This is a genomic window from Brevundimonas sp. NIBR10 (genome assembly GCF_027912515.1).
In the GTDB taxonomy this organism is placed as follows: Bacteria; Pseudomonadota; Alphaproteobacteria; order Caulobacterales; family Caulobacteraceae; genus Brevundimonas.
This window is the reverse complement of the sequence record NZ_CP115464.1, coordinates 2,068,770-2,089,876: the sequence shown is the minus strand read 5'-3', so window position 1 is coordinate 2,089,876 and position 21,107 is coordinate 2,068,770. Positions and strand designations below refer to the sequence as shown.

Sequence of the window (21,107 nt, the reverse complement as noted above, 5' to 3'; positions counted from 1 at the left end):
CGGATCAGAACCCGGCGGAGATCTGGATCGACAGGGTCCGGGGCGTGCCGAGCGTCAGATAGTTGGCGCCGGGAAAGCCGCCGACCGCGACCCAGTGATCCTCGTCCGCGAGGTTCTCGATGCGGGCGCGGGCGGTCAGGGGGCGACCCGCCGCCCGGAAGGCGTAGCGGACGCCGGCGTCCAAGCGCGTCCAGCTGTCGAGCTGGACCGTGTTGGTCGCGTCGACCTCCTGTTCGCCCGTGTAGACGACGCGGCCTTCCAGCGTCAGGCCCGAGACCTGGGGCACGTCCCACTCGACATTGACGTTGCCCTGCAGTTCGGGCGCGCCGATCGGGGCCTTGCCGTCGAGCACGCCGCCGGCCGTGCGGGTCAGCTCCGCATCCAGGAGGGTCCAGCCGCCCAGCAGACGCAGACCTTCGCGCGGCTCGCCGAAGAAGGCGATCTCGATGCCCTGATTGCGCTGTTCGCCATTGGTGACGAACCGGTTGTTCTCGACATAGGCGCTGGGCAGGGTCAGGCGGAACAGGCTGACCGATCCGCCAAAAGTGCCCAGGTCATACTTCATGCCGATCTCGGCCTGCTCGCCGCGGAAGGGCGACAGAACCTCGCCCGCGTTCGTCACCGGTACGCCGCCGGAAACGGCGGGCGCGGTCTGGCCGGGGATCAGCGCCTCGGCATAGTTGGCGTAGACCGAGATTTGCTCGATCGGCTTGTAAACGACGGCGAAGGCGGGGGTGATCGCGTCACCCTCATAGCCCGAACCGAACGCGCCGGTGTTGTACTCGTAGGTCCGGGTCTCGATCTCCTGATAGCGGGCGCCGGCCGTCACGAGCAGTCGGCCGTCCATGAAGGACAGCATGTCGGCGATGGCCAGGCTGGAGGTCTTGACCCGCTCGGTGACATTAGGGTCATCCAGATCGCCGCCGATGAAGAAGGTCGGGGCCGGCGGGGTAACGGCGACGGGGTTGTAAAGGTTGGAGGCGAAGCCTGCGAAGTTCGAGAAGGCATAGGCGTTCTCGGATTTCGACTGGACCTGCGACGCGGAGGCGACCAGCCGGTGACCGACCGAGCCGGTCGTCAGCTCGGCGCGGACGCCGACGTCGCCGGACCAGACCGTGTCCTCACGCGCGTTGTCGAAACGGTAAGCGCTGATGGTGCCGTCGGGCTGGGTCGTCGGATTGGCCAGGACATTGGCTTCCTGACCGCCGCGGCCGCCGAAGGCCGCCCAGGCGGTGACGTCGGCGGTCAGGTCGAACTCGCCGCGCGCCACGCCGAACAGCTGTTCCTCGTCGGTGTAGGTCCAGGGCTGGGCGAAGTTGCCGGATGCGTCAGGCGCGGAAGGGACGGCACCGGTCGGGGTGACGGTCGGGCGCGGCGCATCGATGCGGTGATCCTGCCAGCCCAGGTCGGCGGAAAATCGGGCACGGGCACCGCGACGGTCAAGGCCCAGGCCGACGACGTTCAGGGTGCGGGACTGGTCGTCGATGGCGCTTTCGCCGTCGCGACGGGCCAGGTTGAGGCGCAGGCCGGTGCCGCCATCGGTGCCGAAGCGGCGCGAGACGTCGGCGGCGGCATAGCCTTCCCCTCCGCCCTCCAGGCCGAGGGTCAGGCGGGTCAGGGGCTCGTTACCGGCCCGCTTGGGCGTCAGGTTGAAGGCACCGCCGATGCCCGATCCGCCAGGGGCCGCGCCGTTCAGGAAGGCCGTCGCTCCGTGGAAGACCTCCACCCGCTCCAGGAACTCGGCCGCCACGAACTGACGCGGCAGGATGCCGTAGAGGCCGTTGTAGGTCATGTCGTCGGAGTAAACCGGGAAGCCCCGAATGACGTACAGCTCCTGGAAGTTGCCGAATCCCTTGGACACACGGACAGCCGGGTCGTTCTGAAGCACGTCGCCGACGCTGCGGGCCTGCTGGTTGCGGGCAAGCTCTTCGGTGTAGGCAGTCACTGCGAACGGAGTATCCAGCTGGGACAGGGCACCGAACATGCCGACGCGGGCCCCGCGCGCCACCTGGCCGCCCTCATGGGCACCGGGGATGCGGACCTGGGAGCCCGTAACGATCACATCCTCCAACCGGTCCGACTCCTGCATCCCGGGGGTCGATTGCGCCTGGGCGGAGACGGCGATCACGAAGAAGGCGGTGGTGGTGAGGGCGAGCGTACGGAACATTCGGGAGGCAGCCTGTGAATGAGAACCGCTCGCATATAGACTTGTGCGGCTGCTAACAAGTCGCGCTGTTGTCGCGCCCCGACCAGTGCCTTTGCTCGGTTGCTTTCGTCGCCGGCGTTCGGGGACAAAAATGCAGGTCCAGACGGCTCTGCTGGACGGCTAGTCCAATAACAGACCTTCCGCACCGCCGCGTGGAGCCAAAATCGGTCATTCGCCCCTCCCCTTCTGGGACTGGAATAGTTACATGACTCGCTCGCCGGGGCGCGCCGATCTCGCGGGACCGAGGGAGACGCCAGAAGGCGATCCATGACCCGTATGCGAAACGCCAACACCATGCTCTTGCAGGTCAGCCCAGCAGGATCCGTGCGGCAAACCTGGCGGCAATGAGCACGAGCACAACAACGACCACAATGGCGATGAAACGCGCTGGTCCTCGCCGCGCTTTTGGCACTGCAGGCCAGAACGGGTTTTGTCTCTCTGGTTTGATCGGCATTGCAGGAGTTTAGCCCGGCCATCGCTCAGTCCCAAGCCGGGGAACAATCCGCCCGGCCGCGCACAACGGCCAGTATGAAAAGCACCCGAGAGTTTACGTTCCAAGGTGCGGTAGTTATTCAGATCCTAGCGGTTCTATCGCTGCAAAGATGGCCCCACAGTCATTCGACCGTCAAAGAAACTGTGACCTACCCCGATTGGTGTTTTGGTATTCCAATGTTCTCTCACCTTGGTTTGATCCTCCTCACCCTATCGCAATCGGCGAACGCCAATGGCGGCCCAGAGATACGCAAAACGATCTATGAAGCCATGGTTCGGTCGACCACAGTGGAGTGGACCTCTGCCTTCGAGGGGAAGAGATCGCTCTACGCCCCACCGCGCATCGTTTTCCTGGAGACTCCGGTGGGCCACCCGGCTCGCGGTGCCGGCTATTCGGCGGATGTCGGGGTCGTGCTGGACCTGGGCGACCTGAACGCGGTCGCACAGGGTCTGGGCGACGACGGCCCTTCCATGGCGGCACTCCTGGTGGCCCACGAGGTCGGTCACCACGTTCAGCACCTCATGGGTGACGATCCTGAGGTTCGGGGACCCCGGCGGGAACTTCAGGCCGATTGTTTGGCAGGATGGTGGATCGCAGCGGCCGGCCGCCGCGCGCAGGCCGACCATCGCGCGCCCGCTTATCCCGCGATCGACCTTGATCTTCGGCTAGCGCAAACCCTGGACATGCTCGAGGCGGTTCAGACGCGATCGGCCCCAGGAGCCCCCGTCGATCGCACAAGCCACGGCACGACCGCTGCTCGGGTCGCGGCGGTCACACGCGGTATGGCCGTGTCGGAACCGTGGACGTGTCTCTGGGCCACAAACCCCTGAGCGGTGCCGTTTGCATCCTAGAAGCCGATCGGGCGTAGCTGGGAGGTGAAACGGGCGACGCTGATCAACAGGCTGACAGATCCCACGACGCAGGTTCTGCGTGGGCTCTGGGGAGTCTTGCCTCTGCGGTTGCGATCGTTGGCGCGTCGCATCTCGTCCAGCATCGGGAAGCGTCCCCGCCGGGTGGCGCTTCCAGCCATCGTCCTCCTTCACATCGTCATTCTGTCCGCGCTCGCCATTCGCCCCTCTCCACCGGCACCCGACCTGAGCCGGTACATAGACGTCTCGCTGGCGGACGGCCGCGGGGTTGGCTCCCCGATCGCATCGGCGCCAAAGCCACCGACGGAATCGCACGACATCCAGGAGCCGGAGCCGCGCCTGGAACCGGCGGAGGAGGCCAGTGCACATGTCGAAGAGGCCGCGCCGCAAACCGAAGCGCGAGATCCTGCTCCGACAACCCCTGCTGGACCGCCGGTTCAAGGTGAGCCCCCTGAGGAAAGCGCAGACTTATCGACTGAAAGCCCCGATGTGCTGGCTCTGGTCGAACAATTGACGGGTGCCGACGCGACGGCGCTCAACACGCCTCCGGCACAGATCGCCGCCCTGTCGGATGAGCAGGTGGAGCGTCTCAAGGCTGCGGCTTTCGGCTCAAGCGGGGGCTGTGCAATCGATGCCCTGCTACAGGACAGGTACGGCCGTGACGAAGCGGTCCAGGCAGCCCTGACTGCCATTCCGTCAACGGCCCGATCGGTCTCGAACGCCATACAGCTGTGGGACGGCGACTGGGTTGCTCCGTCCGAAGCGTTGGCCGGCGATCCTTTGGCCGCTGTCAGAGCCATCACGATCGCGGTCGTCGAGAACGCTCCGCCCCGGTGCCGCAACCAACCTTTGCGCGGTCCACGGTTCGTGATTGTGCCGCTTCGGGACGGGGCCACGATGGTTGTCGTGATCGGCTCCGGGGAGTGGCGGTGGGTCGACGTCCTGCCCAGGCGTCAGCCGCGGCTGTTGCGCTGGCTCGGCCTCTAGAGCCACCTGCGCGGGGCCAATATCAACTTTTTTTCGCCGCATCTGCATCTGGAATGTGGCGAACAGCGTTGCTGGACATGGAAGTCCGTTGTGCAGGCGGCAGGCGTCCGACGAACAGTCGAACAACGTCAATGCTCCAGGAGAGCCCGTATGCACCCGACTCGCCGCCATCGTCTTGCGATGGCCACCGCCCTTTCATCCATGGTTGCGCTTGGCGCCGCACCGACATTGGCATCGAGCCACCGGGAAGCGGCCGCCATCACGAATTCCCCGAAGGTCGACGGCACCGACTTCTATATGTTCCGCAGCTATGAGCCCGGGCGCGAAGCTTTCGTCACGTTGATCGCGAACTATCAACCTCTCCAGGGTCCCGGTTACGGCCCCAACTATTTCACCCTGGATCCCGACGCGATCTATGAGATCCACATCGACAACAACGGCGACGCGGCCGAAGACATCACCTTCCAGTGGAAGTTCACCAATACGCTGCAAAATGGCGGCAATGGCGCGACGATCACCGTGGGCGGCAAGACCTTGCCTATCGCGCTGCGCGCCATTGGCCAGGTCACTGGCGGCAACGATCCCGACCTGGGCGAACAAGAAAGCTATACGATCAATGTGATCCGAGGCGACCGCAGGACCGGCACGATCCAGCCGATCACCACGCCCGGCGGAACGAACGTCACCATTCTGAAGCCGCTCGACAATGTCGGCCCAAAAACCATCCCCAACTACGCTGCCTATGCCAATGGCTTCATTCAGGCGGTCAATATTCCAGGCTGCGCTACGGCGGGTCGAGCCTTCGTCGGCCAACGGGCCGAAGCCTTCGCGGTTAACCTGGGTGAGTCCTTCGACCTCGTGAACTATGTGCCGATCGAGGGCGACAGCGCGCCGGGCGCAGGCGACGGTCGCGGCTTCCCCGGCGGCATCACCCAGAACCGCGCCAATGACGACCTCGTCGGCAGCCTGAACGTCACATCGATTGCGCTCGAGGTGCCGGTCAGCTGTCTGACCGGCACCGGCAACGGTGTGATCGGCGGCTGGACAACGGCCAGCCTGCCGCAGGCCACGCTGCGCGACCCAACGCCGACCTTCACCAATCCGACCGTGAATGGCGGCGCCTACGTGCAGGTGTCGCGTCTGTCGCACCCGCTGGTCAACGAACTGGTGATCGGCCTGCCGCAGAAAGACCTGTTCAATGCAGCCGAGCCGACCGGCGATGCCGCCCTGGCCGATTATGTGACCAACCCGACCTTCCCGGCAATCCTGAACGCCCTGTTCCGGGCCCCGGTCAACGCAACGCTGGGAACCAACATCGCGGACCTGGCACCCAACAACTTCCCCCGCAACGACCTTATCGCCACCTTTCTGACCGGCATCCCCACCCTGAACCAGCAGCAGACGGTGCGCGGTGCGGAGATCATGCGACTGAATACGGGCATCGCCCCGACGCCCCGGGCGACGCAAAGCACGTTCGGCGTGGTCGGCGACGACCTGGCCGGCTATCCCAACGGCCGGCGTCCCGGCGACGATACGGTGGACATCACACTCCGCGTCGCCATGGGTCGCCTCTGCTATCCGGTGCCTATCAACGGCGTCCAGACCGCTTTAGGGCTCTGCCAGCCGGCCAACGCGCCCGTCGGCAACGTCAACTTCACGGACGGGGCACCGATCCGGGCGACTGAACTCCAGAACGCCTTCCCCTACCTGAACACGCCTCTGCCCGGTGCCAGCCGATGAGCGCGCAATCGCACAGGCACTCGCCGCGGCTCATCGCCCGCGTGCTGTTGGGTGGGGCCGCTGCGTCAGCCCTGGTGGGGCTGGCGGCCTGTGGCGGAGGCGGGAGCAATGGAGCCACGGCTCCCCCGCCGCCGACGATGACGCCGCAGGGCGCGCAAAGGTTCGGAGCCGGTTTCGCGACCAGCTTCGGGGCGTCGTCGAACTCTGATCCTCGCGATCCAGGCGTGAACGATATCATTGCGTTGAGCCTGACGTCTGATCCGATCGAAGTGCCCTGATTACGACCTCAGACGGCACTGCGGCGGGGCTCACACCGAGTCCCGCCGCAGTCGTTTCGGTCGGATTATGACGCGTCGGTGCAGGCTTTTCACAGTGATCACAATGTTACGAACATCAGGGCGTCGGCGAAGCAAGGATTGCCCTGAGCTAGGCAAATCCATCACACCAAGGTCCGGGTTTACCCTGATCGAAATGATCGTGGTGCTTGCGATCATCGCCGTCGTCGCCCTGATGATCCTGCCAAACATCATCGGACGGCCGGATCAGGCGCGGGTGACCGTGGCCAAGAGCGATCTGCGCACCATCTCGGCGGCCCTGAAGGTCTACCGCCTGGACAACGGCGACTATCCCACGACAGGTCAGGGACTGGCCGCACTGGTCGATCGGCCGACCATGCCGCCGGTCGCGAGCAACTGGTCCGAGGAAGGCTATCTGTCCGAGGTTCCAGTAGATCCGTGGGGTGCCGCCTATGTCTATGAGAGCCCGGGCAGCGTGCGCACCTTTGATCTGATGAGCCTGGGCAAGGATGGAAAGATCGGCGGCGAAGGACTGGCCGCGGACCTCGTTGCGGATCGCTGACGAATGCGGCGCGTCTGAATGTCAATAAGTGCGCTACGATACCGCGTTCGTCGCGGCGACACACTCCGAGTGGCCTGCGGGAATAGAATGAGATGGCCCGCGACTGCAGTGTCTCCGAGGCCTTGGCGCTCCAAAGCGCACAACCGCGTGGAGGGCGAAATACGAATGAAGAATTTCGTCGATCGCTTGGGTATCCAGACGTGATCCAGCGCATTCTGATCCTTATTCGACGACTGGATGCACCACTGGCGCTTCAACTGCTGAGGGCTGCAGTCGTGATTTCGGTCGCCGTCGCCGCCGCGCCGGTGTTGTGGCGGATTGCCGGATTTGACGACGGACGCGACAGGACCGTCATTGCTCCGCCGGCCGGCGCAAACGCCACCACAACGGACCTCACGGCCATCCTGGCCTGGTCGCCGTTCGGCAGCCCTGAGGACGCCGCTCAAGAAGCAGGGGGCGGACTGCTCCTCAAGGCGATCTTCATGGCGATCCCGGCCGAGGCGTCGAGCGCGGTGATCGCGGTCGGCGACGCGCCGCCGGTTTCGGTCAGGCCGGGACAGGCGCTCTCCACGGGAGCAGTCGTTCAATCAATTCAGATCGATCACGTCATCCTGGAGATCAGTGGTCAAGCCGCGCGATTGGGTTTTCCCGCACCGGCCGCCCTGATCGACGCCCCGGTCGCGCCTGCAAACGGGCTGACGATCATAGCGCCCGCCAATCAAACGTCCCGGCCAGCCTCTACCCCTGCCGCTCCGTTGGCCAGCCCGCCCTCAACGGGCACCATTCCGTCTGTTGTCGATGCCTACCGCCAGAGGCTAGCCGGAAACGCTACGGGCCTCGCTCAAGACATGGATCTGACTCCGACCGAACAGGGCTACAGGGTCGGCGACAACCTTCCCCCTGCTCTACGCTCGTTAGGCTTACAGCCCGGCGACATCGTCACCCGCGTCAATAACCAGACGGTCGCCGGAAACGCCAATCCCCAGGCGATTCTGAACGAGGCCGTCCAGTCGGGTGGAGCCAGAGTTGACATCATCAGGGGTGGTAGGACGATCACACTGTCCTTCCCCCTTCGATAGGAGATCGGAGATCAACACGGTACTGTTCTGGCGCACGGCCCTGACGTTCTCGCTGAGCGCCAGCCTGCTGCTGGCCACGCCCGGTCTGGCCCAGACGCCTCCCCCCGACGTTTCGGGCGGGGTTGTGGTCAATATTCGCGGCACCGACATCAAGGATGTCGCTGAACAGATCTCGCGCATCACCGGCCGGACCCTGATCCTGGACCCCAGCGTGGCGGGGGTCGTCAACGTCACCTCGGCCGAGCCCTTGAGCGTCAACGGCGTCCTCGACCTGTTCCTGTCTGTGCTTCGTGTCCAGGGATACGGCGCGGTCCGCAGCGGCAACGCCTGGCGGATCGTCCCCCAAGCGGCCCTGATCCAGAACGGCTCGACCGATCTGCGTCGGGCCCGGACCCAGGACATCGTCACCCGCCTGATCCGCCTGCGGAACCTTGCCCCCGATCAGGCCGTCCGCGTGCTGCGGCCGCTGGTCGCCTCCTTCGGCAGCCTGGAATCGGTCAACGCGCCGCCAGCCATCATCGTCACCGACTATGCAGAGAACGTCCGTCGGATCGAACAGTTAGCCCAGGCCCTGGACAGCGGCAGCGGCCAGGCCTTCGAGAGCATCAACCTGCGCTACGCCAGCGCGACCGACGTCGGCCAGTCGATCACCAGCCTGCTGGCCCCCATCGGCGAGGGCGCGGGCATCCGTGTCGCCGTCGACGAGCGCAGTAACATCGTATTGGTGCGCGGGGACGCCAACAGCATCCGCGAGGCCCGCAAGGTCGCTGAGGCGCTCGACATTCCGGGCGGATCGGCACCGATCACCCGTGTCGTCCGGCTGAGCCACGGCGACGCGGAAACGGTCACCGACGTCATGCGCGGCCTGCTCGGCGCACCGCAGGAGGCGACCAACCCCGTCGCTCGCGCGCTGGGATCGACGGCGCAACAAGGTCAGCAGCTCAACGCGGCCGCCCTGATCGCGGCGCGAAGCCAGGGAGGCACGACGGGAGTCCTTGGGCAGGCGGGTCAGGCGGCAAGTCCGGTCGTCGTTCCCGCGCCTCAGGTCACCGGCGCGGGCGGCATTCGACTGACTGACATCACCATCCAGCCCGCGCCCGAGCTGAACGCCATCGCCCTGCGCGGCTCGCCGGCCGCCGTCGCGGAGATGGAAGCCCTGATCGCGGAACTCGACATCCGCCGGCCCCAGGTCACCATCGAGGCCGCGATCGTCGAGATCACCGGCGACCAGGCCGAACAGCTGGGCGTGCAGCTCGGTTTCGGCGGCGCGGCCATCGACTCCCCATCGTCGGGCGGGACGTCCTTCTCCTCGACAGGCGTATCGTTGCGGCAGGTTCTGCTGGCGCTGGGCGTCACGGCCGCCTCGGCCTTGGCACCCGAGGGCGCGTCGGCGGTCATCCGGGGCGGCAGCGACTTCAGCCTGCTGGTCCAGGCGCTCGGCACCTCGGCCCGCGCCAACCTGCTGTCGACGCCCAGCATCACCACTCTGGACAACGAACCGGCCGAGATCGTGGTCGGCCAGAACGTGCCGTTTCGTACCGGCAGCTTCGCCACCGACGGCAACACCATCAACCCCTTCACGACCATCGAGCGGCAGGACGTCGGCATCACCCTGAAGGTCGTGCCGCGCATCCACGACGGCGACGTGATCCGGCTAGAGGTCGCGCAGGAGGTGTCGTCCCTGGTCAACTCCAACCTCGCGGGGGCCGCGGACCTGATCACCAACCGGCGCAGCATCGAGACGACCATCCTCGCCGACAACGGCCAGACGATCGTCCTGGGGGGCCTGATCAGCGACGACCGTCTGTCGGCGGACAGCCAGGTGCCGGTACTCGGCGATATCCCGATCTTGGGCCGGGCGTTCCGCACCACCCGCAAGAGCACGTCGCGACGGACGCTGTTCATCTTCCTGCGCCCGACCATTCTGCGCGATCCCGCCGACGCAGCGGCGGCGGCACGGGCCCAGTTCGACCGGCTGCGGACCGAAGAGACCGTCCCGACGCGGGGCTGGAGCCTGCTCGCCTATCCGCCCGGCCAGCGACTGCCTGCCGAGATCGACGGAGTCTATTGAACGACCCTCAGCTCGCCGGCGGAGCGTCGAATCCAAAGGTCAGGCTTGAGAAGGTGGTGTCGAAATCGGCGGCCGGATTGCCGCTCAACGGCTCGCCCCAGACCACGTTCAACTGCCAGTCGCCCGAACGCGGGATCGAAAAACTGACGTTGCCGCGACGGTCGCTGATCCGGGTCGCAACAGGGCGTTCGTCCGCAGCCAAATTGACGAGTTTCACCAGAGCTCCGGTTAAAGGTCGTCCTTCATACAGAACCTGAAAACCAAGAGGTTGCCCGGCTGCAGCTGTGTAGGGGTTCTGAACTGGCACCAGTTCAAGCCGCAAACCCATGGGCTGAGTCACATAGGGGGCCTCCGTACCAGCTCCGGCTCCAACCCTGATCAACGCTTTCGCGCGTCGGCTGTAGATTTCCCGTCCCGGAGCATCGCTCTGACGAGAACGCTGGCGCTGCGCCCGTATCAGCGTCAGCCCTTCGGTATCGACATAGTCATTGAATCTGATCGAGGGGAGTTCGCTGGGTGTATGTCCAGTCTCCAAGGTGATCACATGGATTCCGGGTGTGGTGAAGGTCATCCGTCCCACCCCGCCTTGACGGATGGAGCCCTGCTGATTGGTGGTGCCGTTGGGACCGACGCTACGCAAGATGGTGACCTTGGCGATATCGGCATCCCACAGCTCCCGGTTCACCCCATGACCGACCCAAAGGCTGACTGCGGCCGGACGACCCGCCGCGACCCAGAACGGGTCGGGCTGCACCCAGAAGTCATGAGCGGTCGCCGGAAGGGCGAAAGAGGCGACAAGCACGCCGAGCCAGATTTTGCGCAAGACACGCCTCCATTTCGCTAACGTCATGACATCTGCGGCCAACGGCCAGACGTATGTGATTAAGGCAGCGTTGGTGCCTTCTGCGAATGTACGATCCATCGTCGGAAAAGGACGCGGTTTGACTTACAAAACAATATCCCGATCGGCCTGTTGGTCCGTGCCGCCGACCGAGAAGACTGTGCCCGTCCCCTTGGGCATCGTGATCGTTGCCCTGTCCGCGGGTACAGCCTCGGCACACGATGGAACCGGCCTAGCCGGCGGCTTCATTTCAGGCTTCCTGCATCCGCTCAATGGCCCCGATCATATGCTGGCCATGGTTGCCGTCGGTCTGTGGGGCGCGATCCTTGGCAGACCGCTGGTGATCGCCCTGCCGGTCGTGTTTCCGCTCATGATGGCCGTGGGCGGCGTTCTGGGAATACTGGGCTTCCCGATGCCGCCCGTCGAACTCGGCATCGGCCTCTCGGTACTGGTTCTTGGATCGGCGATTGCGTTCAGCTGGAAACCCGCCGACTGGATCGCCATCGTCCTGGTTGCGGTCTTTGCGCTGTTTCATGGCTTTGCCCATGGCCAGGAACTGCCATCAGCCGCCGATCCGACCGGCTATAGTGTCGGGTTCGTGGCATCGACCGGTCTGCTGCATATCGTCGGGATCATCATCGGTTACGGCGCGTTCCGGTTCGGAGGATTGCCCATACTCCGCGTTCTGGGCGGTCTGACCGCAGCGGCCGGTCTGTGGTTCCTGTTCCGAGCCGTCGCCTGATGCGGGACGGTGCGCTTCCTGCGGCCCTTCTCTGCGCTGCTCTGGGACTCCTGCTGGCCTACGCCCCGCGAAAGGCGCTGGCCCCCGCAGTTCTTGCGCTTGTCATCTTTGCCCTTGTCGTCTTCGCCGTCGGCATTCCGGTTCGCTGGGAGGAGGCTGCATTTTTCGGATGCTGGGCCAGCATCGTTGTCATGGCGGCCTCCATCCACATTCGCGGGGGGCCGGGATTCGCCTGGCCCGTCGTCCTGGCCGCCAACGCCGGCGTCTGGGCCGGCGCTGTGCTTTCGGTCGCTGGCCGATCGATGGACCTGGCCATCGCACTGCCGTGGATCCTGTTGGTGCTGCCCGCCTTGTGGGTCCGCAAAACCAAGATCTCGCTGGGGGTCAAGATTTTAGCCAGTTGGCTGGGCGCGGTGGCCATCTTGGCCGCTGCGATACCTTTGACGCCTACGCCCGGATATGCGCCCGATCACCGAGAGTAGAGTCGGGCTCTGTCAGGATGGTGCTGTCACATTAAGTCGCAAGTGCCGACGAGCGCGCGGGCTTAGGCTCAGGACTCATGACCAAAACAGCGCTGTAGCGGCGAGGGCGATGGCGGATAGAAGACGGTCAGAGCCCATGGACGAGAAGTCGGTTTTGAAGGTCGCGAGGGCGTGGCAGGTGCATGACAAGCAACCCGTGAGGATCGAGACGCCAGATGGCCAGCAATGCTGGATTATGGCTGACTTCAGCGGCCGGTCCTAGAGGCTACTCGGCCTGGGGCGAGGCTAGTCGATCCGTTGCGACCCTGTTCATATAGAAGGTCGTCGATGGTCTTCAGGAAGGTGTCCAGGCGAAGAGGCTTCTTGAGGACAGCGTCCGCACCGAGCATCTTGGCCGTGTGCAGGATGTAGTCGGCACCCACACCGCCCCCGCCGCTGATGGCGATGATTTTCAGATCCGGCTGCATTGTGCGCGCCTGCATGATGACCTCAACCCCGTCCATGTTCGGCATGAGCATGTCGGTGATCAGGAGGTCGATCTGGAGCGAGCCCAGGAGGTCGAGGACTTCTAGGCCGTCCTCCGCCAGTAAGGCAGCGTTATCGGTGGAGCGGAGCATCTCGCCCGCGATCTCCCGGATTACCGGATCGTCGTCTGCAATCAGGATCGTAGCCATCGCGCACCTCTTCAGAGGGTGTCGCAGGTGGAGCCTTACCTTTCGTCAAGAGACGTCCCTAACGGCGGGCGGGCAGTGGACTGACCCATCATCGGACCTGTGGGGTTGCCAATCTCGGCTCGTTCAAGACCCTCAACTCCGCAACCTCGACCGATCAATCCCAAGGCCAGTAAGCATTGCGATTGTCGGGCCATCCGACGCGCCTAGATTCGGTAATCGATCATGATGCTCGGGAAAGGACGCTCCCATGCACATCACCCCCGAACTCCTCGCCGCAGTCGCCACCCTTGTCACCGCTCTGTCCGATCTGGTCTGGGCATTCCGCCGGCGAGCGTGCCCGCCGGTCGCGATCCACAGCGGCGAGAACATTACAGGAACAATTGGCTTTTGGGGTCTGATCTCATGAGTCTAGATCGCGCTCGGGCCAGCAACCTGGTGAGAGACATGAACGATCGATCCCTTGCCGACATGCTGGCCGGGCTGGACGCCGAGCTGGCTCACCGCAACGGCCCTGACGTGGCCAGGCAGGTGCTGACCTGCGTCGAGACCCGTGCGCCAGGGTCCGTCCAGCGTCTTGCCGCTGGTATCCAGCTCTCCAACTCGGCTGCGCCACCAACGCTCGCTGGTGACGCCATGCCGGAAGCGAACCGCAACCTACCGCGCGAGGTCGCCGTGCCCTGCCGAGGGCATCGCCTCATCGTCCGCTGCGATCGGTCGAGCTGTGACCACGCGACCTTGCTCAACCCCTACCCTCTCTTCGGCGCTCGGCACAACTGGCCGGCGGAGGGCCGGACCGGGCGCTTCTGCTGCCGGTGGGTCACCGGGAGGCGGTGGTCAGCTACACCCGCAACGCCAGCCCTGCCGACGCCGATCTCGCCGACGCGGTCTCGCTCTGGTATTACGTGGGCCGCAAGGGCCTTCACGCCTACGCAAACGACGACTGGCGAAGGAATTCCGTCAACGTCGGCGTGATCGTCGAGAACCGCTGGTCGGCCTTTGGACACTGTACAGTGTGTGACCTGCGCATCTGGGCCGACTTGCACCGCATTATCCAGGCCAAGGGTCGGCACTACAGCCTTTGGGGCGCTAACGCCGCGTGTAGGCTGTCTGGGCAGGGTTCAGTTGGTGATTCGGCCTCACGGCGCGACGACCGACATTGTCATGACGGTAAAGGCCGTGCGGTCGGCAGGGAACATCTCGCGAGGATTGGCGATTTGTTCGGAATGACCAAGCCGTCAAAACCGTCTGTCGCCGACCCACTCGCCCCGGAAGCCGTGGACGGCTACGTCGAAGCCGTAGACCCGCCCGAAAGCAAGTTGAAGCTGACTCCCGACGCAGCCGAAATCTCTGCAATCCGGCTCCTGGACGCGGCAGCCAAGGCCCGGGAGTAGAGTTACCAGGCTTGTTTCAGCGATTAGAAGCGCAAACCACCGCGATCCGAGATAGTCTCCGTCGTTCAGCAACTAAGTTACAGAAGCAGACCACGGCATGACGAATCGGAATTTCTGTCCTTTCCCGTTGAGTGAGTTTCGTCTATCCCGTTGTTAAGCAACTTGGGAGAGTGACATTGGCTGATGAGAACTACGACGGGACCAACGATATTTTTGGCGCAACGATCGAACTTGTCTCGTCCTACGCATCCAATGCCAACAATAGGCTCTCCGCCGATGACCTGCAGACCCTCATCAAAGACACTTTTGCCACGCTGAAAGGGCTGGAGGGGGTTGCTGGTCCACCCGTCGAAGACGTCGAAGACCACACCAAAACCAAGGCAGAGATCAAAAAGTCCATCGGAACTGAAAGCCTGATCAGCTTCCTTGATGGTAAGCCTTACAAGAGCCTCAAGCGTCACCTCACCACGAACGGCTATTCCCCGGAAACCTACCGCAGTACCTTCGGGCTTCCGAACGACTATCCCATGACCCATCCGGCCTACAGCGCCAGACGGTCCGAGTTGGCTAAGAGCATTGGGCTGGGCTCGAAGGGCAGAATGGCCAAGACAGAGCCAACCGCGAAAAAGCCTAGAGCCGCAAAGGCACCAACATCAGAATAGCCTGATGATCAGCCCGGCCACCGTGCTGGGCTTTTCCACGTCTGCGAGACACTCAGGGTCGTTTTCCGGAGTTCGGATCGACCACAGGGCAGGTGTCAGACGGCTCGCGAGAAGCGGGGCGTGTTGCCGCAACGCCTTGTATTTTGAAGGATCGCCACGACCTACCCCACATGACCGCGCACATCCTGACCTTTGTCTATCGCCACCCCCGTCTTGTGGTCTGGTCCATTGCCGGGCTGTTGGCCGTGATGTTCCTGCGTTGAGACCCGAAAGAGCAACTGTGGTGGGGCGGGGGCGTTGCCCGGTCCAGAAGGAGCCTATCATGTCGCTTGTCCAGATTGCCATTGGCGTCGTCGTCGTGATCTATCTCTGGTCGCGCGCTTTTAAAGGCCCGGGCGGCTCACCACAGTTCTCGGACCAGGACAACAACGGAGCTCCGGATGCATCGGCGCACGACAAGCAGGCTGTGACCGAAATGGATCGGGCAGAGCAGGCCCGCCGTCATCCGGACGGCCAAGGTCGCCGGGCCGTCCCCGGACTCCTTGACCCAATCTGGTTCAGATCAATTAGCCGGCGTCTGGTGTCGTGCGGCTTGCTCGCTCACAGTCGATCTGGTGGATCCAGATTACCGGTGTAGGTTCCCGCCATGTGCAACCTCTACAGCCTCCGCAAAGGCCCAGCCTCAATCCTCGACCTCGCCACGGGCGATGACGAGCAACATCGGTAATCTGGAGCCGCGCGACACCTACCCCGATTACTTTGCGGCGATCGTGCGCCTGGATGCCAATGGCGAGACCGAGCTGGCGCTTTCCCGGTGGGGCATGCCGTTGTCGCGCAAGGCCCTATTCGACGCGGCGTCGAAGCGTACGGACAAGCTGCGCGCCGAGGGCAAATCCGTGGACTTCGACCGGCTGCTTGAGCTGGAGCCTGACGCCGGCACGACGAACGCCCGCAACACCAAGTCGGCGCACTGGCGTCCCGGGCTCTCACCAGCCAACGGGTGCCTAGTCTCGTTCACGGCGTTCAGCGGGCCCGGTCGCGACGCCGAAGGCCGCTACAAGTCGGTCTGGTTCAGGCTGATCGACAACGACCCGGAGCCGCTGGCTTTTTCGCTGGCGCCCACATCCTCGACCAGAGCACCAATCCCACCCGCACCAGTCAGCGGCACACTTTTCGTCTAGCGAAGTTGCGTTCCAGGCCCTCGCGACCGACATGGGTCAAAGTCCGCGCTGGTCGGTTTACGATGTTGGCAACCGGCCCGTAGGCGGACCTATCGAGCAGCCATCAGGGGTGGCAAGCGGTCATATGCAGAGCGGCCTACTCGCTTCGCAGATCGACTATGGCTTGAATGGAAGCCAAGACAGGCCGGAGTTCTTCGGCAAGCCCTCTTCCAACGACGGTCAGCCCTGTCACCCCGGCCGGGCCTCGTTCAGCCAATGGCCCAAAACGATCCTCTAGCCGACGGATGGCTTGGCTAACGACAGGCTGGGTTGTGCCAAGGCGTTCAGCCGCCTGGGTAAAGCTCGATGCGTCCGCGACCGCGACAAATACAAACAAATCCCCGAACTCTTGGCGCTTCATAGCCAACCGCTAGACCAACGTCTCATAGCCGACTAGGGCCTTGGTATCAGGGCAGCATGCCGAAGGCTGCTTCGGGTCGAAACCGGCCAAAGGCATTACGCCGGATAGCGGAGAAGCCGACCCCAGTAGTTGCGGCGCTGATAGTGCCCAATGGTCGCATCATTAATCCCGAGATGAAGCCAAGGCACGCACGGCAGCAATGGCCGCTTGCCGAAGCTTGGCATCATCGATCCTGAGAAAGGCGTGGACGATGTCCATGATGTGTGGATCGGCGTGGAAAAGGGACCCCGTTAGCGGTGTGATCGGCGTCGAATAAGGACCCCTCATCCCTGAGGTCTAACGGTGGCGGCTTGGCGGATGTCAGGCGGCGAGTTCGGGATGTTGGTGTTGGAGACGGTGTTGAGGATCCGGCGCGAGTTTGCGTCCGGGAAGGCGATCAAGGCGATCGCGCGTGACCTTCGATTGTCGCGCAAGGTGGTGCGCAAGGCGATCCGGGAGCCTGATGCGGAGTTCGCCTATCGGCGGGCGGTGCAGCCGTTGCCGAGGCTGGCGCCGTTCCAGGCCAGGCTCGATGAACTGCTGGAAGAGGACGAGGCGCGGCCGCGGCGCGAGAAGCTGCGGATGACGCGGGTCCATGACCTGCTGGTGCGCGAGGGGTTCGACGGGTCGTACGACGCGGTCCGGCGCTACGCGGCGGGGTGGCGGCTGAAGCGACGCCGGGGCGTAGCCGATGCGCCGACGTTCATCCCGCTGATGTTCCAGCCGGGCGAAGCCTACCAGTTCGACTGGAGCCACGAGGACGTGGAGATCGCGGGCAAGCCGATGCGGGTGAAGGTGGCGCACATGCGACTGTGCGCGTCACGCGCGATCTATGTTCGGGCCTACCCGCGCGAGACCCAGGAGATGCTGTTCGACGCGCATGCGCGGGCGTTCGCCTTCTTCGGCGGGGTGCCGACGCGCGGGATCTACGACAACATGAAGACGGCGGTGACGACGGTGTTCACGGGCAAGGACCGGCTGTTCAACCGGCGCTTCCTGGTCATGGCGAGCCACTACATGGTCGAACCGACGGCCTGTTCGCCAGCGGCCGGCTGGGAGAAGGGCCAGGTCGAGCACCAGGTCCAGACGGCGCGGGGACGGTTCTTCCAGCCGCGCCTGCGCTTCACCAGCCTGGAGGAGCTGAACGGCTGGCTGGAGGCAGAATGCCGTCGCTGGGGCGAGCTGCGCCAGCATCCCGAGCAGAAGGACCTGACGGTCGCTCAGGCCCTGGCCGCCGAGCGTCCGGCGCTGCAGCCCATGCTGGGCCCGTTCGACGGCTTCCACGAGAGCGAACACGCGGTGACGGGGACCTGCCTGATCAGCTTCGACCGCAACCGCTACTCGGTGATGGCCAGAGCCGGGCGACGCACGGTGCAGGTCCGCGCCTATGCCGACCGGATCGTCGTGCGCTGCGAGGGAGAGGTCATCGCCGACCATCGTCGGTTCTTCGGTCGCGACCGGACCCTCTACGATCCCTGGCATTACCTGCCGGTGCTGGCGACCAAGCCCGGGGCCCTGCGCAATGGCGCGCCGTTCCAGGACTGGGAGTTGCCGCCCGCGCTGGCGCGCCTGCGCCGCAAGCTGGGCTCAGGCGACGAGGCCGATCGCCGGTTCGTGCGGGTGCTGGCGGCGGTGCTGGAAGACGGCCTGGAGCCGGTCGAGGCTGCCGCGCGCGAGGCGCTCGCCGCCGGGACCGTCAGCGACGACGTCATCCTCAACATCCTGGCGCGCCGGCGCGAACCGCCCCGGCCGCTGAGCATCGTCACACCGGACGACCTGGCGCTGCGGCATCCGCCTCTGGCGGACTGCGACCGCTACGACAGCTTGCGAGGCCTGCATGCAGCGGCATGAGATGATGGCGGCCCTGACCGGCCTGGGCCTCAAGGGCATGGCCGGCGCCTTCGACGAAGCGGTCACCACGGGCCTGCAGCGCAAGCGTACGACCATGGAGATCCTCGCCGACCTGCTCCGCGCCGAGACGACCCACCGGCATGCGGCTTCCATCCGGTACCGGATGGCGGCAGCCAAGCTGCCGGCCGTGAAGGACCTCGACGCCTTCGTGTTCGACGGCACGCCGATCAACGAGGGACTGGTGCGCTCGCTTCACAGCGGCTCCTTCCTGGCGAACCGGCGCAACATCGTGCTGGTCGGCGGGACCGGCACGGGCAAGACCCACTTGGCCACGGCCATCATCGCCAACGTCGTGCGCGCCGGGGCGCGTGGCCGCTACTTCAACACCGTCGACCTGGTGAACCGCCTCGAGGAGGAGACCCGCCTGGGCAAGGCCGGTGCGCTGGCTGCTCACCTCTGCCGCCTCGACGTCGTGGTCCTCGACGAGCTCGGCTACCTGCCGTTCGCCCGCTCGGGCGGTCAGTTGCTGTTCCACCTGATCAGCAAGCTCTACGAGCGGACCTCGGTGATCGTCACGACCAACCTCGCCTTCGGCGAATGGCCGACCGTGTTCGGCGATCCCAAGATGACCACGGCCCTGCTCGACCGCATCACCCACCACTGCGACATCGTCGAGACCGGCAACGACAGCTGGCGCTTCAAACACCGCAGCTGACCCACCACGAAGAACGCCAAGCGAGGGTTGAGCCTCCGGTCGGGCTACGCCCTCCCTACGCCCCAACCCTCGCAAGCGGTGCGCTCGTGACGTCCATCACGAACCCCAAAAGGGGGTCCCTATTGCACGCCGATAAGGGGTCCCTTTTAGACGCCGATTGACATCCATGATGTCTGGGTCAGGGCAGATTTTGGTCACGAACTGCTGGCGTCCGAACCCTTTGTGGGTTTGGGACGCGGCAGTTTGGCTTTGGTCATGATCGAAGGTGAGTGCCATTTGATAACTCTTGCCGAACTGGGATGTCCGAATAGAAAGACGCGGGTTCAATCGACTTTAGCCTCAGCAAGGATCGGGCCGCGATTTCGGCCCATCGTGACGAGGGCAGCCTTTGCCAACGGTCGGACCCGCCAAGACCATCGCAGTAAAAGGCTGACGACCTAAATGACCCTGACCCGAACTTAGGCACGCGCTGGTCAGCGCCGCTGCCTCGACCACCAACCAACAACGATGATGAAGATCACGAGCCATAGAACGACTATCGCCGCAGCCATAGCACGGCTGATAGGTTTCGCCATTGCCACCGCTTCCGCTCGAAACTCGACCATTAGTGTGGGCGGGATCAGCCGAACCGCGAGCGCGATCCCCAGCGGGACTATCACGAGATCGTCGAGATAGCCGAGGACCGGCACGAAGTCTGGTATCAAGTCGATTGGGCTCAAGGCATAGGCAGCGACCGCGCCGGCCACCAGTTTTGCAGCAATCGGTGTGTGCGGGCTTCGCGCAGCGATCCAGAGAGCGACGACATCGCGTTGCAAGTCTCCGGCCCATGACTTAATCCGCGACAACATGACCTCGGTTGTCCCGCGACAGTCTTATGTCTGCAAGGGGTCGAAATCCGTCGGAGGCACTTGGCCGGACAGCGGACATGCCGCTCGATGGTGAAGGGTGGCTCCCTCGATCAGGCCACTCCAGCCTCGCGCATCAGGTGTTCCCGCAAGATACGCCTGGCGCGCTGGTGACCGCGATGACGGTCGCAGAAGCCGGACCTGGATACGGTCTTTAACAGGACTGCCTCATCAACAGTGGTCGGGTAGGCGACGAGGCTCTGACCGGCGGTCAGATGGCTGACCAAGCAGCGACCCTAAGGGCTGCGATGGGCGAGTCTGGCGGAGGCGGGTTGCCGGGGCGGCTGAGTGGCGTTCCGCGCGTCGGGGCCGCCGTGCCTCTCCCTGTGGCGGGACCGGCGATGGCAGGCAAAACGCCTTGGCCGCGCCCCATCGAGAACGGCGCGAGGCCAAGGTGGATGCCGAGAGGGACCGCTGGAACTAGATCAAAGGCTCTACGCGGGGAACGGATACGGCGAGACCAGGAACCCACCAGCCCGTCGCGGTTAGCTACGGCCCCGGTTCCACCGGTTTCGACGTCCAGCGCTCAGCCTAGGATCAGGCGGGCATTGCCCCAACTAGCCATCGGTCAACCTGGGAGTGGCACTATCTCACCGGCTGAACTGGGGGATACCGATGCGGCGCGTAGGCGGCGTTGTAGAGAATCCCACATCAGGCTCCCAGGCGAGGACATGGGGATAGCGGGAGTTGATCGGCAGGGCGACCAGGGCCCGCAGCCATTCGGCCAGTTGTCAGGGGGCCCAGCGGGGACGCCACCCAACCATGGTCGGGCTTGGCCGCTCCCATCTCGCCGCGTCGGCGAGAAACCCCATCTGTGGCCTGTCACTCGACCCAGAGACAAGGCGAGCTCTGTTGTTGACCGTCGGTCCTACCGGCCTTGGCCTCGGTTGTGGTCAGGCGGCAGACGAAACCGCCGTCTCT

20 protein-coding genes are annotated in these 21,107 nt (G+C 64.5%); 15 read left to right on the top strand and 5 right to left on the bottom strand.

Translation table 11 applies throughout. From position 1 onward, the window contains the following. Positions 1-4 precede the first annotated feature (4 nt). Entirely contained in the window at positions 5-2,167 is a 2,163-nt protein-coding gene (locus O5K39_RS10310; protein ID WP_271143541.1) for a TonB-dependent siderophore receptor, read from the bottom strand. 675 nt (positions 2,168-2,842) lie between these two features. Here O5K39_RS10310 and O5K39_RS10305 point away from each other — a divergent pair. The 6 genes from O5K39_RS10305 to gspD all read left to right on the top strand — a co-directional run bounded on the left by O5K39_RS10305 (position 2,843) and on the right by gspD (position 10,303). Then, positions 2,843-3,529: a neutral zinc metallopeptidase gene (locus O5K39_RS10305; protein WP_271143540.1), complete on the top strand. Its 687-nt coding sequence runs from the start codon at positions 2,843-2,845 to the stop codon at positions 3,527-3,529. Positions 3,530-3,667: 138 nt separating this feature from the next. Next, a complete protein-coding gene (locus tag O5K39_RS10300; protein WP_271143539.1) occupies positions 3,668-4,555 on the top strand; it encodes a hypothetical protein in 888 nt (295 codons plus the stop codon). Between the two features lie 180 nt (positions 4,556-4,735). Continuing rightward, positions 4,736-6,295 carry a DUF4331 domain-containing protein gene (locus O5K39_RS10295; protein ID WP_271143538.1) on the top strand — a complete coding sequence of 520 codons (1,560 nt, stop codon included), beginning with the start codon at positions 4,736-4,738 and terminating at the stop codon, positions 6,293-6,295. A gap of 438 nt (positions 6,296-6,733) precedes the next feature. Next, positions 6,734-7,153: a type II secretion system major pseudopilin GspG gene (gspG, locus tag O5K39_RS10290; RefSeq protein ID WP_271147138.1), complete on the top strand. Its 420-nt coding sequence runs from the start codon at positions 6,734-6,736 to the stop codon at positions 7,151-7,153. A gap of 200 nt (positions 7,154-7,353) precedes the next feature. After that, entirely contained in the window at positions 7,354-8,232 is an 879-nt protein-coding gene (locus O5K39_RS10285) for a type II secretion system protein N (protein ID WP_271143537.1), read from the top strand. After that, on the top strand, positions 8,180-10,303 hold the full coding sequence (gspD, locus tag O5K39_RS10280) for a type II secretion system secretin GspD (protein WP_271143536.1): 2,124 nt from the start codon (positions 8,180-8,182) through the stop codon (positions 10,301-10,303). The genes O5K39_RS10285 and gspD overlap by 53 nt, the downstream gene beginning before the upstream one ends. A 7-nt stretch (positions 10,304-10,310) precedes the next feature. On the opposite strand, the gene O5K39_RS10275 is transcribed toward gspD, so the two are convergent. Beyond that, entirely contained in the window at positions 10,311-11,126 is an 816-nt protein-coding gene (locus O5K39_RS10275; RefSeq protein ID WP_271143535.1) for a DUF4198 domain-containing protein, read from the bottom strand. On the opposite strand from O5K39_RS10275, the gene O5K39_RS10270 reads away from it, so the two are divergent. After that, positions 11,119-11,886 (top strand): HupE/UreJ family protein, encoded by a 768-nt coding sequence (locus tag O5K39_RS10270; protein ID WP_271143534.1) that lies wholly within the window; start codon positions 11,119-11,121, stop codon positions 11,884-11,886. The two genes, O5K39_RS10275 and O5K39_RS10270, sit on opposite strands and share 8 nt — an antisense overlap. Then, a complete protein-coding gene (locus O5K39_RS10265; RefSeq protein WP_271143533.1) occupies positions 11,886-12,368 on the top strand; it encodes a hypothetical protein in 483 nt (160 codons plus the stop codon). The genes O5K39_RS10270 and O5K39_RS10265 overlap by 1 nt, the downstream gene beginning before the upstream one ends. Positions 12,369-12,613: 245 nt before the next feature. On the opposite strand, the gene O5K39_RS10260 is transcribed toward O5K39_RS10265, so the two are convergent. Beyond that, the gene (locus O5K39_RS10260; protein ID WP_271143532.1) at positions 12,614-13,042 is read right to left on the bottom strand and encodes a response regulator; all 429 of its coding nucleotides are present in this window, start codon (positions 13,040-13,042) and stop codon (positions 12,614-12,616) included. A gap of 247 nt (positions 13,043-13,289) precedes the next feature. On the opposite strand from O5K39_RS10260, the gene O5K39_RS10255 reads away from it, so the two are divergent. The 5 genes from O5K39_RS10255 (at position 13,290) to O5K39_RS10235 (ending at position 16,276) form a co-directional block, all read left to right on the top strand. Then, a complete protein-coding gene (locus tag O5K39_RS10255; protein WP_271143531.1) occupies positions 13,290-13,448 on the top strand; it encodes a hypothetical protein in 159 nt (52 codons plus the stop codon). Between the two features lie 424 nt (positions 13,449-13,872). Further along, complete coding sequence (locus O5K39_RS10250) at positions 13,873-14,433, top strand: hypothetical protein (protein WP_271143530.1); 561 nt, start codon at positions 13,873-13,875, stop codon at positions 14,431-14,433. Positions 14,434-14,609: 176 nt separating this feature from the next. Then, positions 14,610-15,095, top strand: coding sequence for a MucR family transcriptional regulator (locus O5K39_RS10245; RefSeq protein WP_271143529.1), 486 nt, complete (start codon positions 14,610-14,612; stop codon positions 15,093-15,095). A 322-nt stretch (positions 15,096-15,417) separates the two neighbouring features. Next, complete coding sequence (locus O5K39_RS10240) at positions 15,418-15,732, top strand: hypothetical protein (RefSeq protein ID WP_271143528.1); 315 nt, start codon at positions 15,418-15,420, stop codon at positions 15,730-15,732. A gap of 70 nt (positions 15,733-15,802) precedes the next feature. Beyond that, positions 15,803-16,276, top strand: a complete 474-nt coding sequence (locus tag O5K39_RS10235) for a hypothetical protein (RefSeq protein WP_271143527.1) — start codon at positions 15,803-15,805, stop codon at positions 16,274-16,276. Positions 16,277-16,412: 136 nt separating this feature from the next. On the opposite strand, the gene O5K39_RS10230 is transcribed toward O5K39_RS10235, so the two are convergent. Continuing rightward, positions 16,413-16,676 (bottom strand): LysR family transcriptional regulator, encoded by a 264-nt coding sequence (locus tag O5K39_RS10230; protein ID WP_271143526.1) that lies wholly within the window; start codon positions 16,674-16,676, stop codon positions 16,413-16,415. A 378-nt stretch (positions 16,677-17,054) separates the two neighbouring features. On the opposite strand from O5K39_RS10230, the gene istA reads away from it, so the two are divergent. Both istA and istB read left to right on the top strand, forming a co-directional pair. Further along, positions 17,055-18,566 carry an IS21 family transposase gene (gene istA, locus O5K39_RS10225; protein WP_271143525.1) on the top strand — a complete coding sequence of 504 codons (1,512 nt, stop codon included), beginning with the start codon at positions 17,055-17,057 and terminating at the stop codon, positions 18,564-18,566. Next, positions 18,553-19,281, top strand: a complete 729-nt coding sequence (gene istB / locus O5K39_RS10220; protein WP_271143524.1) for an IS21-like element helper ATPase IstB — start codon at positions 18,553-18,555, stop codon at positions 19,279-19,281. Before istA ends, istB begins: the two co-directional genes overlap by 14 nt. A 473-nt stretch (positions 19,282-19,754) precedes the next feature. Here the strand turns inward: istB and O5K39_RS10215 are convergent, their stop codons facing one another. Continuing rightward, positions 19,755-20,096 carry a YkvA family protein gene (locus tag O5K39_RS10215; RefSeq protein WP_271143523.1) on the bottom strand — a complete coding sequence of 114 codons (342 nt, stop codon included), beginning with the start codon at positions 20,094-20,096 and terminating at the stop codon, positions 19,755-19,757. Positions 20,097-21,107: the final 1,011 nt, after the last annotated feature.

What these genes read in the sequence shown, in the direction of transcription:
- O5K39_RS10260 (WP_271143532.1), bottom strand. Translation starts at nt 13,042, where the DNA reads ATGGCTACGATCCTGATTGCAGACGACGATCCGGTAATCCGGGAGATC.
- O5K39_RS10255 (WP_271143531.1), top strand. Translation starts at nt 13,290, where the DNA reads ATGCACATCACCCCCGAACTCCTCGCCGCAGTCGCCACCCTTGTCACC.
- O5K39_RS10265 (WP_271143533.1), top strand. Translation starts at nt 11,886, where the DNA reads ATGCGGGACGGTGCGCTTCCTGCGGCCCTTCTCTGCGCTGCTCTGGGA.
- O5K39_RS10235 (WP_271143527.1), top strand. Translation starts at nt 15,803, where the DNA reads ATGACGAGCAACATCGGTAATCTGGAGCCGCGCGACACCTACCCCGAT.
- istB (WP_271143524.1), top strand. Translation starts at nt 18,553, where the DNA reads ATGCAGCGGCATGAGATGATGGCGGCCCTGACCGGCCTGGGCCTCAAG.
- O5K39_RS10240 (WP_271143528.1), top strand. Translation starts at nt 15,418, where the DNA reads ATGTCGCTTGTCCAGATTGCCATTGGCGTCGTCGTCGTGATCTATCTC.
- O5K39_RS10310 (WP_271143541.1), bottom strand. Translation starts at nt 2,167, where the DNA reads ATGTTCCGTACGCTCGCCCTCACCACCACCGCCTTCTTCGTGATCGCC.
- O5K39_RS10295 (WP_271143538.1), top strand. Translation starts at nt 4,736, where the DNA reads ATGGCCACCGCCCTTTCATCCATGGTTGCGCTTGGCGCCGCACCGACA.
- istA (WP_271143525.1), top strand. Translation starts at nt 17,055, where the DNA reads ATGTTGGTGTTGGAGACGGTGTTGAGGATCCGGCGCGAGTTTGCGTCC.
- O5K39_RS10230 (WP_271143526.1), bottom strand. Translation starts at nt 16,676, where the DNA reads ATGAAGCGCCAAGAGTTCGGGGATTTGTTTGTATTTGTCGCGGTCGCG.